At 66.6% G+C, this 15,627-nt stretch carries 9 protein-coding genes, 1 pseudogene and 1 riboswitch; of the genes and pseudogenes, 4 read left to right on the top strand and 6 right to left on the bottom strand.

The genetic code is table 11. From position 1 onward, the window contains the following. Window positions 1–3: 3 nt before the first annotated feature. Window positions 4–900, bottom strand: coding sequence for a LysR substrate-binding domain-containing protein (locus tag BRX37_RS02090; RefSeq protein WP_125985329.1), 897 nt, complete (start codon window positions 898–900; stop codon window positions 4–6). Window positions 901–1,229: 329 nt separating this feature from the next. On the opposite strand from BRX37_RS02090, the gene BRX37_RS02085 reads away from it, so the two are divergent. The 4 genes from BRX37_RS02085 (at window position 1,230) to BRX37_RS02070 (ending at window position 7,949) form a co-directional block, all read left to right on the top strand. Then, entirely contained in the window at window positions 1,230–4,424 is a 3,195-nt protein-coding gene (locus BRX37_RS02085) for an efflux RND transporter permease subunit (RefSeq protein ID WP_125985328.1), read from the top strand. Further along, the gene (locus BRX37_RS02080) at window positions 4,417–5,622 is read left to right on the top strand and encodes an efflux RND transporter periplasmic adaptor subunit (protein WP_125985327.1); all 1,206 of its coding nucleotides are present in this window, start codon (window positions 4,417–4,419) and stop codon (window positions 5,620–5,622) included. The genes BRX37_RS02085 and BRX37_RS02080 overlap by 8 nt, the downstream gene beginning before the upstream one ends. Continuing rightward, entirely contained in the window at window positions 5,612–7,018 is a 1,407-nt protein-coding gene (locus BRX37_RS02075; RefSeq protein WP_125985326.1) for an efflux transporter outer membrane subunit, read from the top strand. Before BRX37_RS02080 ends, BRX37_RS02075 begins: the two co-directional genes overlap by 11 nt. Window positions 7,019–7,202: 184 nt before the next feature. After that, the gene (locus BRX37_RS02070; protein ID WP_125985325.1) at window positions 7,203–7,949 is read left to right on the top strand and encodes an SDR family NAD(P)-dependent oxidoreductase; all 747 of its coding nucleotides are present in this window, start codon (window positions 7,203–7,205) and stop codon (window positions 7,947–7,949) included. A gap of 51 nt (window positions 7,950–8,000) precedes the next feature. Here the strand turns inward: BRX37_RS02070 and BRX37_RS02065 are convergent, their stop codons facing one another. The 5 genes and pseudogenes from BRX37_RS02065 to BRX37_RS02045 form a co-directional block, all read right to left on the bottom strand. Beyond that, window positions 8,001–9,053: a HoxN/HupN/NixA family nickel/cobalt transporter gene (locus BRX37_RS02065; protein WP_125985324.1), complete on the bottom strand. Its 1,053-nt coding sequence runs from the start codon at window positions 9,051–9,053 to the stop codon at window positions 8,001–8,003. Next, window positions 9,050–10,526: pseudogene (locus BRX37_RS02060) on the bottom strand (PepSY domain-containing protein). The gene BRX37_RS02065 and the pseudogene BRX37_RS02060 overlap by 4 nt, the downstream one beginning before the upstream one ends. A gap of 2 nt (window positions 10,527–10,528) precedes the next feature. Beyond that, on the bottom strand, window positions 10,529–12,517 hold the full coding sequence (locus BRX37_RS02055) for a TonB-dependent receptor plug domain-containing protein (RefSeq protein ID WP_125985323.1): 1,989 nt from the start codon (window positions 12,515–12,517) through the stop codon (window positions 10,529–10,531). Window positions 12,518–12,707: 190 nt separating this feature from the next. Next, window positions 12,708–12,952: riboswitch (cobalamin riboswitch) on the bottom strand. A 62-nt stretch (window positions 12,953–13,014) separates the two neighbouring features. Continuing rightward, window positions 13,015–13,887, bottom strand: coding sequence for a copper resistance protein B (locus BRX37_RS02050; protein ID WP_125985322.1), 873 nt, complete (start codon window positions 13,885–13,887; stop codon window positions 13,015–13,017). Continuing rightward, a complete protein-coding gene (locus BRX37_RS02045; protein WP_125985321.1) occupies window positions 13,884–15,623 on the bottom strand; it encodes a copper resistance system multicopper oxidase in 1,740 nt (579 codons plus the stop codon). Before BRX37_RS02045 ends, BRX37_RS02050 begins: the two co-directional genes overlap by 4 nt. Window positions 15,624–15,627: the final 4 nt, after the last annotated feature.

The raw sequence follows: 15,627 nt of genomic DNA, 5'->3' as shown, positions 1-15,627 counted from the left end.
GTGTCAGCGCGCCGGGCTGTCCTTCAGCACGGTCGCGCGAAACGCCTCGGCCGGGGGCGACAGAGTGCGATGGTGGATCATCCATAGCGAACTGGTGACGGGCGAGGTGAAGCGGCGGTTGACGACATTGTCGACATGCAGCCGCGCCATCGACCGCGCGATCACGGTCGGGCCGAACCCGGCGGAAACGAGCCCCAGCAAGGTCGCCAGGCTGCGCGCCTCATGCGCGATCCGCGGCACGAACCCCGCCGCCTCGCACTGGGCGAAGAAATGCTCGGTAAAGCCCGCCCCATTGGGCGCGCCATAGAGGACCAGCGGTTCGCCGGCGAGATCGGTGATGCTGGGATCTTCTTTGCGCAATGCCAGCGGATGATCGTCGCGCAATGCGAGCAGCATATCCTCGGTCAACAGACAGTGCGACACCATGTCCTCGGGCAGGACCGGCGGCAGGAAATCGCGCACCAGACCGATGTCGAGCTGATGGTTGCGCACATTCTCGATCTGCTCGTCGCGCCCCTGTTCGCGCAGGATGAGTTCGACCTGCGGATAGGTCTGGCGAAAGCGATAGAGGGCGCTGGCGATCTGCGGCACGAACGGGCCGGACGCGGTGAAGCCCAGACCCAGATGGCCGATCTCGCCACGCTGCGCCCGGCGCGCGGTCTGGCTGGCGCGATCCGCCTGCACCAATGTCGCCCGCGCCTCCGGCTCGAACAGCCGGCCCGCTTCGGTCAGGCGAACACGGCGGCTGGTGCGGTCGAACAGGCGCACGCCCAGTTCCTCCTCCAGCGCCCGGATCTGCTGGCTGAGCGGCGGTTGCGATATGCCCAGGCGCAGCGCAGCCCGGCCGAAATGCATTTCCTCGGCAACAGTCAGGAAATAGCGGAGATGGCGGAGATCCATTGATTCATTCGTTAGAAATATCGATTATGCCATATTATATATTAGACGCAGAATGTCCAAGGGCGCATGGCCCATCGCGGATGTGGCGGTGGTCCTCATCGTCCCATGGCATTGTGCGCGGATTCGCCCCCGATCCCGCTGCGCGTGCCATATTGCGGCCGACCAGCGGATTGCCGTCACATTCATGAATGCCGTTCATAGGCTCATGCCGCCATGCCGCTCTGGCAACCCGGCTGCAGAACCCGTAAAATAAGGGCATTCCTTCTGGAGAGGCGCCAAATTTTCGCACCCCGGCATCGTTCCGCCGGGAGATGCGCCGGGAGTCGTGAATGATCGGTATCGTCAAGGTTGCCCTGCATCGCCCGCTGACCTTCATTGTCATGGCGATCCTGATCGCGATCGTGGGCATCCTGTCCGCCGCGCGCACCCCGGTCGACATGTTCCCCAATATCCGCATCCCGGTGATCGCGGTCGCCTTCCAATATGCCGGCCTGTCGCCCGAGGACATGTCGGGCCGCATCGTCGGCCCCTATGAGCGCGTGCTGACCACCACGGTCAACGACATCGAGCATATCGAAAGCCAGTCGCTGCAGGGCATTGGCGTCATCAAGATCTATTTCCAGCCCGGCGCCGACATCCGCACCGCCACCGCGCAGGTGACGTCGATCTCGCAGACCGTGCTGCGCCAGATGCCGCCGGGCGTCACCCCGCCGCTGATCCTGAACTACAGCGCATCGACAGTGCCGATCCTGCAGCTCGCGCTGTCGGGCAAGGGCCTGTCGGAACAGCAATTGTTCGACCTTGGCCAGAACCAGATCCGGCCGCAGCTGGTGACCATCCCCGGCCTCGCCATGCCCTTCCCCTCGGGCGGCAAGCAGCGTCAGGTACAGATCGATCTCAACCCGCTGGCGCTCCAGTCCAAGGGCCTGTCAGCGCAGGATGTCGGCAACGCCATCGCCGCGCAGAACCAGATCAACCCGGCCGGCTTCGTCAAGATCGGCGCGACCCAATATAGCGTCCGCCTGAACAACGCGCCGGAATCGATCGCCGCGCTCAACGACCTGCCGGTCAAGGTGGTGAACGGCGCGACCATCTACATGCGCGACGTCGCCTATGTCCGCGACGGTGCCGGGCCGCAGCAGAATATCGTCCATGTGGAAGGCAGCCGTTCGGCCCTGCTGACCGTGCTGAAAAACGGCAGCACCTCCACCCTCGCCATCGTCGACGGGGTGAAGCAGGCGCTGCCGAAGATTTCGGCTACCCTGCCCGACACGCTCAAGATCCTGCCGATCGGCGATCAGTCGCTGTTCGTGAAGGCCGCGGTCGAGGGCGTCATCCATGAAGGCGCGATCGCCGCAGCGCTCACCTCGCTGATGATCCTGCTGTTCCTGGGCAGCTGGCGCTCGACCGTCATCATTGCGCTGTCGATCCCGCTCGCCATCCTGGCGGCGATCGCGGCGCTGGCGATGTTCGGCCAGACCCTCAACGTCATGACGCTGGGCGGCCTCGCTTTGGCGGTCGGCATCCTGGTCGACGACGCGACGGTAACGATCGAGAATATCAACTGGCACCTGGAACAGGGCAAGGGCGTGATCGAGGCGATCCTGGACGGCGCGGCACAGATCGTGACGCCGGCCTTCGTCTCGCTGCTCTGCATCTGCATCGTGTTCGTGCCGATGTTCTTCCTGCCCGGCGTCGCCGGCTTCCTGTTCGTGCCGATGGCGCTGTCGGTGGTGTTCGCGATGATCGCGTCCTTCATCCTGTCGCGCACGCTGGTGCCGACCATGGCGATGTATCTGCTCAAGCCCCACCATGTCGGTGACGAGGACGAGCATCTGGCCGGCACCGCGACGTCCAGGAACCCGTTCGTCCGCTTCCAGCGCGGCTTCGAATATCGGTTCGAGAAAGTCCGCACCTCCTATGTCGGGATGCTTCACCGCGCCCTCAGCGCCCGCAAGCCCTTCCTGATCGGCTTCATGGCGGTCGTCGTCCTGTCCTTCGGCCTGCTGCCGTTCCTGGGCAGCAACTTCTTCCCGTCGGTCGATTCCGGCCAGATCGCCATGCATATCCGCGTGCCGGTCGGCGCCCGGATCGAGGATACGGCCGCCCGCTTCGACCAGATCGGACGCGAAGTGCGCAAGATCATCCCGGCCGACCAGCTGGGATCGATCACCGACAATATCGGCCTGCCGGTCAGCTCCATCAACACCGTCTACAACAATAGCGGCACCATCGGTCCGCAGGACGGCGACATGCTGATCGCGCTTAACAAGGGCCATCGCCCGACCGACGAGTTCGTCTCGCAGCTGCGCCGTGAACTGCCGCGCCGCTTCCCCGGCACGACCTTCGCCTTCCTGCCCGCCGACATCACCAGCCAGATCCTGAACTTCGGCGCGCCCGCGCCGATCGACATCCAGATCGCGGGCAAGGATGCGGAGGCGAACCGCGCCTATGCGCAGAAGCTGCTCGCGAAGATCACGACCATTCCGGGCCTGGCCGACGCCCGCATCCAGCAGCCCGGCCGTGCGCCGCAGCTGGACGTCGATGTCGATCGCTCGCGCGTCGGCCAATATGGCCTGACCGAACGGGACGTGACCACCAGCCTTGCCAGCTCGCTGGCCGGCACCTCGCAGACCGCACCGGTCTTCTTCGTGAACCCGCAGAACGGCGTCCAATATCCGGTCGTCGCGCAGGCGCCCGAATATCTGGTCGGATCGATGAGCGACCTGTCCAACGTCCCGGTGTCGGGTGCGGGCGCCAGTGCGGTGCAGCCGCTGGGCGGCCTGGCCACCATCGTCCGCTCCAACACCGTGCCGGTCGTGTCGCACTATAATATCGCGCCGGTGCTCGACATCTTCGCCACCACCCAGGGCCGTGACCTGGGCGCGGTGGCGGGCGATATCGATCGGGCGATCAAGTCGCTGAAGGCGGAGGAGCCCAAGGGTTCGACCATCACCATTCGCGGCCAATATGCGACGATGAACACCGCCTTCTCGGGCCTTGGCTTCGGCCTCGCCGGCGCGATCGTGCTCATCTACCTGCTGATCGTCGTCAACTTCCAGAGCTGGGTCGACCCGTTCGTCATCATCACCGCCCTGCCCGCGGCGCTGGCCGGCATCATCTGGATGCTGTTCATGACCGGCACCACTTTGTCGGTGCCGGCACTGACCGGCGCGATCATGTGCATGGGCGTGGCGACCGCCAACTCGATCCTGGTCGTCAGCTTCGCCCGCGAACGGCTCGCCGAACTGGGCGACGCGACCAAGGCCGCTCTGGAAGCCGGCATGGTCCGCTTCCGCCCGGTGCTGATGACCGCGCTCGCCATGATCATCGGCATGGGTCCGATGGCCCTGGGCCTGGGCGAAGGCGGCGAACAGAACGCCCCGCTCGGCCGCGCCGTCGTCGGTGGCCTGATCTGCGCCACCATCGCCACCCTCTTCTTCGTCCCCACCGTCTTCGCCTTCGTCCATAGCCGCAAGGCGGCGAAGGCCAACAACATGGAAATGCAGCCGAGCCATGTCTGACCATAACAGCATCGAAAATCCCGAGCAGGCCGGCCCCGACAGCGGCACGCTGAAGAAGATCGGCATCGGCGCGGCGGTGGTCGCGCTCGCCGTGGTCGGCGTGGGCGTCGCCTCGCGCATCAGCGCCACCAACGAGCTGCGCGAAACCGCCGCCGACGCATCGGTGCCGACCGTCGCGGTGGTGAAGCCGACGATGAATGGCGAGGGCAACGACCTGGTCCTGCCCGGCAATGTGCAGGCCTATAACAGCGCCGCCATCTATGCCCGCACCAATGGCTATGTCCGCCGCTGGCTGGCCGATATCGGCGACCGGGTGCGCGCGGGCCAGCCGCTCGCGATCCTCGACGCGCCCGATCTCGACCAGCAGGTCGCCGCCGCCCAGGCTGATTATCAGACCGCGCTGGCCAACCAGCGCCTCGCCGAAACCACCTCGAAGCGCTGGAGCGCGATGCTGGCGCAGGACGCCGTCTCGCGCCAGGAAGCCGACGAGAAGGCCGGCGATCTTGCCGCCCGCACCGCCGTCTCCAACGCGGCGCTCGCCAATGTCAAGCGGCTGAAGGCCCAGCAGGGCTTCACCCGCCTCGCCGCGCCGTTCGATGGCGTCGTCACCAGCCGATCGGCCCAGATCGGCGCGCTGGTGGTATCCGGCAATGCCGCCGCCCAGCCGCTCTTCACCGTGTCCGACATCCATCGCATGCGCATCTATGTCCGCGTGCCGCAGGGCTATTCGGCCTCGGTCCGGCCGGGCATGGGCGCGACCCTGACCCTGCCCGAATATCCCGGCCGCAGCTTCAACGCGACCCTGACGAGCAGCTCGGGCGCGGTCGATGCGCAGTCCGGCGCGGTGCTGGTCCAGTTGCAGGCGGAAAATCCCGACGGCGCATTGAAGCCCGGCGCCTTCGCCCAGGTCAGCTTCAAGGTCGGTGCCGGCCAGGGCAATGGCATGACCCTGCCGGGCAGCGCGATCCTCTACAGCAACAACGGCCCGAGCGTCGCCGTGGTGGGTGCTGACAATCGCATCACCATGAAGCCGGTCGCCATCGCCCGTGACGAGGGCGCCACGGTGCAGATCGCCAGTGGCCTCAGCCCCAATGACCGGATCGTCGACACCCCGCCGGACGCGATCCGCACCGGCGACACGGTGAAGGTGCAGGCGTCGGCGCCCGCCGGCGGAAAGGGCGCGACGCATGCGCGCTGACCGCCGGATCGGCGGCGCGGGCGTGACATTGGCAGCTGCCTTGCTGGCCGGCTGTTCGATGGCGCCGGCCTATCAGCCGCCCCAGACCAGCGCCCCGGCCGAATATAAGGAAGTGGCGGGCTGGACCGCCGCCCAGCCGGCCGACGCGACGCCGCGCGGCAATTGGTGGGAGGCGTTCAACGATCCCGTCCTCAATGACCTGGAAACCCGCGCCGAGCAGGCCAGCCCGACTTTGGCGGCTGCGCTGGCCCGCTATGACCAGGCGCGCGCCGCCGCGCGGGTGGAAAATGCCGACCTGTTCCCGCAGGTGAGCGCGGGCGCCGATGCCGGCCGCCGCCGCGTGTCGGGCAACCGCTTTCAGGGCAATGGCAGCGCCGTCACCTATAATGACTATGTGGTGGGCGGCAGCCTCGACTATGAACTCGACCTGTGGGGCCGCATCCGCAACAGCGTGAAGGCGGCGCGGGCCGATGCCGACGCCAGCAATGCCGACCTCGCCTCCGCCCGGCTCAGCCTGCAGGCCGCCGTCGCCGACGCCTATGCGCGGCTGCGCGGGCTGGATGCACAGGCGGAATTGCTGCACCAGACGGTCGAAGCGTTCGGCAAGGCCTATGACCTGACCGACCGGCGCCACAAGGGCGGCGTGTCGTCGGGCATCGACGTCAATCGCGCCAAGACGGTGCTGGACAATGCGAAGGCGGACATCTCCGCCATCGCCAATGAACGCGCCGCGACCGAGCATGAGATCGCCGCGCTGGTCGGCGCGATCGCGTCGGACTTCAGCATCGCCGCCCGTACCCAGCCACTTGCCGCGCCGGACGTGCCGACCGGCGCCCCCTCGCAACTGCTGGAGCGTCGGCCCGACATCGCGGCGGCCGAACGGCGCATGTTCGCCGCCAATGCGCGGATCGGCGTGGCCAAGGCCGCCTTCTTCCCGACGCTGACGCTGGGCCTGACCGGCGGGTGGGAAACCACCCATGGCGACCTGTTTTCCACCCCCAACAGCTTCTGGGGCCTGGGCCCGGCATCGGCGCTGCTCAACCTGTTCGACGGCGGCAAGCGCCGCGCGCAGGTGAAGATGTCGCGCGCCGAATATGAGGAACTGGCTGCCGGCTATCGCGACACGGTGCTGACCGCCTTCCGCCAGGTCGAGGATGCGGTCGCCGCCAATCATCACCTGTCCGACCAGATTGGCCATCAGCGCAGCGCCGCCGATGCTGCCCAGCGCACCAGCGATCTGGCACTGACCCGCTATCGCGACGGCGCGTCGGACTATCTGGAGGTGGTGACGGCCCAGACCGATGCGCTCGACGCCCAGCGCGCGGTGCTGATCGCCCAGACCCAGCGGATGCGCGCCAGCGTCGCGCTGGTGAAGGCGCTGGGCGGGGCGGCCTGATCTCGCTAAGAGACTGTTTTAGAAAGCCGGTTCCAGCCCACTCCCCCGCCCAACCACCCGATCCAGTGTCATCCTGTCGGGTGGTTGGGCGGGGGAGCGGGCTGGAACCGTAACGAAAAATCGCTCTTTCGCGATTTTTCAAACAGGCTCTAAGGCGACCGCCAACAGCGGATAGGAGACCGACATGACCAAGACCGTCCTCATCACCGGCGCGACCGCCGGCATCGGCGAAGCCGCCGTCCGCGCCTTTGCCGCCGATGGCTGGCAGGTGATCGGCACCGGCCGCCGCGCCGATCGGCTGGAAAAGCTGGCCGCCGAAATCGGTGACGCCTTCTGCCCGCTGGTGTTCGACATGCGCGACGAAGCCGCGATCGATGCGGCGCTGGCCAGCCTGCTCGAAGCCTTCCGCGCGATCGACTTGCTGGTCAACAATGCCGGCCTGGCGCTCGGCACTGCGCCGGCCCAGTCGGCCGACCTCGCCCAGTGGCAGCAGATGATCGAGACCAACATCACCGGCCTCGTCACCGTCACCCACAAGCTGTTGCCCGGTCTGGTCGCGCGCAAGGGCGGAATCATCAATCTGAGTTCGGTCGCGGCGACCTATCCCTACACCGGCGGCAATGTCTATGGCGGCACCAAGGCGTTCGTGCGCCAATTCTCGCTCGGCCTGCGGTCGGACCTGCACGGCACCGGCGTGCGCGTCACATCGATCGAGCCGGGGATGGTGGAGACCGAATTCACCCTGGTCCGCACCGGCAGCCAGCAGGCGTCCGACACGCTTTATGGCAATGCCAATCCGATGACCGCGGACGACATCGCCGCCACCCTGCTCTGGGTCGCGAACCAGCCCGCGCATCTCAACATCAACACGCTGGAACTGATGCCGGTGAGCCAGTCCTTCGCCGGCTTCCAGGTCGCGCGCGAGGGGTAAAAACTGCCGTTCGGGCTGAGCGAAACCGAAGCTCAGCCCGAACGGAATAGGCTAAGCCCGCACCTCGCCGGCCGGGGTCAGTTCGATCGCGTCATAGCCCTTCCAGCGATAGAAGAGCGCGCTGGCGATCCAGCAGGCGATGAACAGGCCGATGATCGCGAAGCCCAGATCGTTGAAATGCTCGCCCAGCGTGGCGGCGACATCCCAGATGCCGCCGGAGAGCCCCAGCTTGTCGCCTAGCAGCGCCAGCGTCTCGATCGTGCCGATGCCGATCGCCACCGCCGCCGACAGGGCGGTGATGACGATGTTGTAGTAGAGCTTGCGCAGCGGCTTCACGAACGCCCATTGATAGGCGCCCATCATCAGCATGCCGTCGACCGTATCGACCAGCGCCATGCCCGCCGCGAACAGCAAGGGCAGGACCAGCACCGGGCCGAGCGCAAAGCCGTCGCTCGCCTGCGCGGCGGAAAGGCCCAGGATCGCCACTTCGGTCGCGGTGTCGAAGCCGAGGCCAAAGAGGAAGCCGAGCGGCGCCATCTGCCAGGGGCGCGAGATCAGGCGGAAGACCGGACGGAACAGGCGCGACAGCGGCCCGCGCCCGCCGGTCAGCATGTCGAGATCCGCCTCGACATAGGTGCCGCCCGCCTGCACCCGGCGGAACGTCGCCCAGACCTGGCGCAGGATCACCAGGTTCATGATCGCGATGGCGAACAGGAAGGTGGCGGAAATCAGCGTCGCCACCACGCCGCCGGCGGCGCGGAACCGCTCCAGCCCGGCGAGCGCACTGACCGCATAGGCAAGGCCCAGCGCGGCGATCAGCACGATCGCGCTATGGCCGATCGCGAACCACAGGCCCACGGTCAGCGGCCGCTGCCCATCCTGCATCAGCTTGCGCGTCACATTGTCGATCGCGGCGATATGATCGGCATCGACCGCATGGCGCAGGCCCAGGCCCCAGGCGAGCAGGGCCGTGCCCATCATCACCGGTCGGTCGCCGAACAGGGCGAAGGCCCAGCCCCAGACGGCCAGATTGGCAAGGACGAGCGCCGCGATCAGCGGCACGCTGCGTCGCCGAAGCGACGCCTGCAATGGGGGGGCAGTCATGCGGTTTCTCCGATCAGGGGCCGTAGGGCGCGAGCGCGCCGACGGCGATTGCGGACGCGGCGCAGATCACGCCGCAGCTTGGAAAGGCCCATCCATGTCCCCGTCCCGCAAACGAGCGTGACCATGGCGAGCAGCGGCAGGACGATCAGATCCCACCAGGGACGGGTGCGCAGCAGCGGGAAGTCGAGCCGGTGCAGCCCGTCCTGCAGCCAGCGGAAGGCGCGGCCATTGCGGTCGAAGGCGCGGATCAGACGGCCGGACGCGGGGGTCATCGGCCAGGATGACACGCCACACCGGCAGGGCGACGCTGGCCTTGTGGCCATAATAATAAGCGTCCTCCTGGCGCAGCAGGACGATCGAGCCGATCGACGGTCCATCCTGGAGCGCCGCGCGCAGGCCCGCTTCGGACAAAGCAGCGGATCGTCCGGCAGCGTCGAAGCGCTGCGCCTTGCCCGCCCGATCGATCGCCACCAGATGAACGGCACCGGCAACGGGCACCACCTCCAGCCGGACGCTTCCCTGCGGCAAGGCGGACAGCGCCGCGATCGCCCGGCGCACGTCGCCCCAGGCGAAGTCGCCGTTCAGCCGCTGGCGCTCCGTCATCATCGCCTCGCTGTCGAGCAGCCCCCAGGGGTTCATCGACAGCAGCCCGCTCGCCACCCAGGTCAAGGTGAGGATGCCGAAGAACAGTCCGGCCATATGATGCCACCACCACAGGCCGCGATAAGGCGATCCGATGCTGCCATCGCGGCGGCGGCGCAGCCGGGCGATGCCGACCCACAGGCCGGTGACCGTCAGGAAGCAGCCGATCAGCGAGGTGCAGATGACGACCTGGCTCCACAGCGCGCCATCCTGCCGCAGGATCGTGGGATAGAGCCAATGCGGCACCGCCCCGAGCCAGCCCCAGAAGCGCTGGAAGCGGGTGGTCAGTTGCACCACTTCCCCGCTCCTGCCCGAGACATAGGCCTGCGTGCCGGCGGCATCGGCATAATCGACGCGGTAGAGCGGCGCATTGCGGCGGAAGGTCTGGACCGTCCACTGGTCCATCTCCGTCTGCGCGACCTGCCCGATCGGGCCGGCAATGGCGCTGTTGCGGCCGAATTCGCGCGCGACCCTGTGGATATTTTGCGGATCGACCTGCTCGACCGGTTTCCCCGACGCCCAGTCATGGGTGCCGGCGGAGACCCGCATCTGCGGGATGGTGCGCGTCGGATCGAGCGCGGGCGTCACCCGCAATACGGGCCGCCCCGCCATCATCTCGATCCGGGCGGCGGACAGCATCATGGTGTCGGGCAATGTCCCCGCCTGCCCCGGCGACAGCGTGAGGGGCGTGAGCCCCCCAAGCTGCGCGGCCGGTGTCAGGCGCGGATAGTCGACATAGAGCATCACGAAGCCGGACAGGCACCACAGCGTCATGACAGCGCCGATGATGATGCCCAGCCAGCGATGCAGCAGCAGGACCGGCCGCAACATGGTCAGAAGCTCAGACCATAGCTGACCCGCAGCGTGCGCGGCACGCCCCGGTAGAAGTAGAGGAAGCGGCTGTTGCTGCCGTCCAGTACTCCTGCATCGCTGACCGCCGAACGATAGCCGGTGGAGGCGTAGTCGCGGTCGAACAGATTCTCGACATTGATGCCGAACCGGTTGCGCCGCGCCTGATCCAGCCACAGATGCGCGCCCGCATCGACCACGGCATAATTGCCATAGTTCATCCGGCCAAAACCCGATGCGGTCGACCAGACATCGCCCACCCAATTGGCCGACAGATTGGCGCCGAAGCGGCCGGTCTGCGGCGCATAGACGATCGCGGCGCGACCATATTGTTCCGGGTTGCGATCGCGCTGCACCGAACTGCCCTGATTGCGAACACGCGAATATGTGTAGCTGGCAGACAGACCCCAGCCGCCGCTCAGGTCCGCATTCAACTCCAGCTCGGCGCCCTTGGCCCGCACCTTGTCGCTGACGTTGATATAGGTGCCTTCCGGAAAGGCCGGATCATCATAGGTCGTGTCGATCAGGTCGGTGATGCGCCGGTTGAAATAGGTCGCTTTCCAGCGGATCGCACCGCCGGCCAGCGCACCGCCCAGCGCGGCGTTGAGGTTCAGGCTTTCCTCGGGCTTCAGGTTCGGGTTGCCGACCTCACAGCAGGGATCATTGCCATAAAGCTGCGAGGCGTCGGGCAGCACGAAGGAGGTGCCGCCATTGGCCTCCACGAACAGCGTGTCGCTGACATCATAGCGACCCGAGACGTTCCAGATCGTCTTTTCCGATCCCTTCGCCTTGTTGTAGCGCAGGCCCGCCGCGATCCGCGCCTTGCTCGACAATTCGTCATTGGTACGCAGCTGGAAGATGCCGGCATGGACCTGTTCGTCGGTCGGCGCGATCAGCAGGACGTCGTCGCGGCCATTGAAGCTCTGGAAATCATAGCCGATCAGCGTGTCGATGCCGCGCAGCATGTTGAGCTGCACCACCGCGCTGCCACCATAATCCTGATAGCCCCAGAAGGTGCCGGCCGGATAGATGACCTGCGGCGGGCCGGCTGGAATGGGATTGCGGATCTGGACATAGGCGGTCTTCCAGTCGTGGAAATAGCCCTTGAGGAAGAATTGGACGCCATCCTCGCCAGTATAGTCGAGGCGCAGGCTGGCGATTTCCTCATTGCGGTCGTTGCGGCTTTCCTTGGTCCGGGTCGCGCTGATATTGTCGAGATCGGCCTTGGTATGCTGGTAGAGGGCGTTGAGGCGCAGGTCCGGCGCGATATCATATTGATATTTGATGCCCGCCGACCAGAGATCATAGCCGCGCGCGCGATCGGTGGCGCTGGGCTGCATCACATCATAGGGGCGATAGCCCTCCGACTGGCTGCGATTGGCCCAGACCACGAAGCGATGCTGGCCAATCGCGCCGCGCAGATAGCCATCCAGGCTGGTGCCGGCAAAGCTGTCGAGGCTGGCATTGACCTGGCCGCCCAGATCGTCGCTGAAATCGCGGGTGACGACATTGATCACGCCGGCCGCCGCCTGGGTGCCGTAGAACAGGCTTTCGCCGCCTTTCAGCACCTCGATCCGCTCGATCATGCTGGCGGCCATGGTGTCATTGGGCGACGTGCCGCCATAGAGGCGGTTGTTGAGGCGGATGCCGTCCATCGTCCACAGCACATCCTTGGTGCGCGATCCCTGCAGCGCGATGTCGACATAGCTGAACGGCCCGGACTGCGACCGGATGAACAGGCCCGGCACCGCTTCGAGCGCGCGGGCGGTGTCGATCGCGGCGGCATCGCGGATCTGCGTGTCGGTGACGATCTCGATCGCATGGCCATAGCGCGACAGTTGCTGCGGCAGCGTCTCTTCCAGGCTGGTGCCGGTGACGACGATGCTGTCACCCTCTCCTTCATCGGCCAGAGCCGGCGATGCAAAGGCGAGCGAAAGGGCCAAGGCGGCCCGCGAAACGACATTGGACTTCATATATTCCCCCATCCGGCGCCGCGTTCGACGGGCGGGGGCAACCTTCACGAGCGGCACGCGCGCGAACGTCCGACACACGCGCCGGCCGGGCGCCCATGGGCAACCGACGCGCGTCGTCGCAGCGGCCCCAGCCGCTCGTTCGTCGCTCAGACGGAAGTTACCGTGCCGCGGCCATCCCCTGGACCAAGGCAAGAGCGACCAGACGCCGGCAGGTCTCCTGGCTCACGGGTCATCGCTTGATGCACGGCCTTCCCAGGCCTCGCAGGATTTAGCGTCCGGCCCAGTGGCTGGCGGATCGGTCATTCTGCCGTCCGCACATATGCATCGCGCTCACCGCTTACAGTTGCAGGGACAGCTGCGGATTTGGACAGTCACCCGTCCGCACCGCATTCCCTATTAAGCCCCTTTCGGGACACCGGCGCGATCATGATCCCATGCCGTGCGGCGCGGGATCGGCGGGATCGATAATCGAATATCGGGCGGGCTGCAAGCGCCTCTCAGAACCAGGCGCGCAGGCCGATCACCAGGCTGGTGGCCGACGGCTTATCGCCGGCGGCACGGGCATAATCGGCCGTATCGCCCAGCTTGCGTTCCCAATTGACGCCGACATAGGGCGCAAATTCGCGGGCGATCTCGTAGCGCAGCCGCAGCCCCATCTCGATATCGGACGGGCCGGCGCCGATCCCCAGTTCGGGCACGGCCTGCGCCGCCAGATTGAACTCGGCAGCGGGCTGCAGGATCAGCCGCTGGGTGATGCGCTGGTCATAGCTCGCCTCCAGCCGCAGATGGGCGTCGCCCCTGGTCGACAGGAAGGCTTCGGCCCCGACCTCGAACCAGTAGGGCGCCAGGCCGTCGATGCCGATCACCGCATAGCTGCGGTCCGGCCCTTCGCCGAAATCCTGCCGCACGCCCGCCTGCAGGTTGAACCAGGGGTCGATCGCCCGGCTGTAGAGCGCCTGAACCTCGGCCCGTTCGAGCGATCCGCCGAACCTCCCCTCGCCCTCGCTCTTCACGGCGAAGCGGTCGATGTCTCCGCCGATCCAGCCCTCGCCCTCCCAGGCATAGCCGTCCGCGCCCTTGCCGGCGCGATATTCCAGCCGATCGAGCATCCATTGCGAATAGGTCATGCCGCCCCCTTCCGCGATCATCGCCGCGCGGGCGCGGGCCATGGCAGCGGGGTCATAGAGCGCGTCGGCGGCATGATCGGTCGGCACCGGCGGCGGCGTGCCTTGGGGAATGGCGGCATCGGTAGCCGGCGCCATTGGATTCTGGGCATGCCCCATTGCCCCATGATCCATTTGGCTGTGATCGACAGTCTGGGCCTGCACCGGCACGGCGGCAGCGAGCAGCAGGAGCGCGAGCAGCCTCATGCCGCGCCCTCCCCATGGCGGACCGTCACCACCCGCATCATCCCGGCATGCATGTGCATCAGCATATGACAATGGAACGCCCAGTCGCCCAGCGCATCGGCCGTTAGGTCGAAGCTGAGCTTGCCGCCCGGCAGCACATTCACCGTATGCTTGCGCGGATTATGGGCCGCGTCGCCGGTCACCAGTTCGAAAAAATGACCGTGCAGATGGATGGGATGCGGCATCATCGTGTCGTTGATCAGGGTCACGCGCACCCGCTCCATGTGGCGCAAGGCGATCGGCTGCGCTCCTTCCGACAGCTTCACCCCGTCGAACGACCACATATAGCGTTCCATGTTCGCGGTCAGGTGGATGTCGAGCGATCGGCTCGGCGTGCGCAGGTCCGTGTTCGCTGTCAGCGACCGCAGATCGGCATAGGTCAGCACGCGATGATCGACATCCTCCAGCCCCGTCGGCCGGTCGGCGGTGCGATCGGCCGGCATCGGCGACAGGGTAGCGACGCCCGGCCCCATTTTCACGCCGGGCGCGACCGACTTGTCGCGCATCTTCATGCTGTGGCCGGACATGCTTTCATTGGCCGGCTGGCTGAGGTCGATCACCCCGTCCTGGCCCATGTCCATGCCGCCCATGTCCATGCCCATGTCCTTCATGCCCAGCAGCGGCCGGGCGCGCCGGGCCGGCACGGGCGCGACCATGCCGATCTGCGGCGCCAAGGTGGCGCGGACCAGCCCCGACCGGTCGATCGCCTCGGCAATCAGGGCATAGGGCTTCGCCTCGCCGGGCTGGACGATCACGTCATAGGTTTCGGCAATGCCGATCTGGAACTCGTCGGTCTCGACCGGCTGGACATCCTGCCCGTCGCACTGGACGACGGTCATCGGCAGGCGGGGCAGGCGGATATTGAAATTGGTCATCGCCGACGCGTTGATGATGCGCAGTCGCACCCGCTCGCCCGGCGCGAACAGGCCGGTCCAGTTCTCGGCCGTGCCCATGCCGTTCACCAGATAGCTGTATGTGGCGCCGGTGACGTCGGAAATATCAGTCGGGTCCATGCGCATCGCGCCCCAGTCGATCCGGTCCTTGAGGGCCTGATCCTTCCCCGCCAGCAACCCGGCCAGCGTCTGGCGCTGCATATTGTAATAGCCGCCCATCTGCTTGAGCCGTTGCAGCAGCCTGTGCGGGTGGACCGGGCTCCAGTCAGCGAGCAGGATCACATGCTCCCGGTCATAGGCCACCGGATCGGGGCCGGCGGGATCGATGATGATCGGCCCATAAAGGCCCATCGCCTCCTGCATGCCCGAATGGCTGTGATACCAGTAGGTGCCCGCCTGCCGCACTGGAAAGCGATAGGTGAAGGTCTCGCCGGGCATGATGCCGGGGAAGCTGATGCCCGGCACGCCGTCCATCTGGAAGGGCAGGATCAGCCCATGCCAGTGGATCGAGCTATCCTCCTTCAACCGGTTGGTGACGGCGATGTTGACACTCTGCCCCTCGCGCAGGCGGATGAGCGGCGCGGGCGTTCCGCCATTGACGCTGATCGCATGGGCCGATCGGCCGCCGGTCGCCAAATGCCCGTCGCCGATGCCGAGCGCGATCGTCTCGCCCGTCAGCGCGCCCTGGGCAACGCCATGCGTGCCGGTGGCAGCCCAGCCGGGCAAGGCCTGCGCCAGTGCAAGCGCGGCGCCCCCCCGGATCAGGCTGCGGCGGTCGACAGGGAGGGAAGGCAGGTCGGTCATGCCC

Origin of the sequence: Sphingomonas sp. S-NIH.Pt3_0716 (genome assembly GCF_003950715.1) — a bacterium.
Taxonomy (GTDB): Bacteria; Pseudomonadota; Alphaproteobacteria; order Sphingomonadales; family Sphingomonadaceae; genus Sphingobium; species Sphingobium yanoikuyae_A.
This window is presented reverse-complemented; position numbering and strand designations above follow the sequence as displayed.

Bases quoted from the DNA above. Each gene is read 5' to 3' on its own strand.
- BRX37_RS02065 (WP_125985324.1), bottom strand. From the start codon at position 9,053: ATGACTGCCCCCCCATTGCAGGCGTCGCTTCGGCGACGCAGCGTGCCG.
- BRX37_RS02090 (WP_125985329.1), bottom strand. From the start codon at position 900: ATGGATCTCCGCCATCTCCGCTATTTCCTGACTGTTGCCGAGGAAATG.
- BRX37_RS02070 (WP_125985325.1), top strand. From the start codon at position 7,203: ATGACCAAGACCGTCCTCATCACCGGCGCGACCGCCGGCATCGGCGAA.
- BRX37_RS02055 (WP_125985323.1), bottom strand. From the start codon at position 12,517: ATGAAGTCCAATGTCGTTTCGCGGGCCGCCTTGGCCCTTTCGCTCGCC.
- BRX37_RS02045 (WP_125985321.1), bottom strand. From the start codon at position 15,623: ATGACCGACCTGCCTTCCCTCCCTGTCGACCGCCGCAGCCTGATCCGG.
- BRX37_RS02080 (WP_125985327.1), top strand. From the start codon at position 4,417: ATGTCTGACCATAACAGCATCGAAAATCCCGAGCAGGCCGGCCCCGAC.
- BRX37_RS02050 (WP_125985322.1), bottom strand. From the start codon at position 13,887: ATGAGGCTGCTCGCGCTCCTGCTGCTCGCTGCCGCCGTGCCGGTGCAG.
- BRX37_RS02075 (WP_125985326.1), top strand. From the start codon at position 5,612: ATGCGCGCTGACCGCCGGATCGGCGGCGCGGGCGTGACATTGGCAGCT.
- BRX37_RS02085 (WP_125985328.1), top strand. From the start codon at position 1,230: ATGATCGGTATCGTCAAGGTTGCCCTGCATCGCCCGCTGACCTTCATT.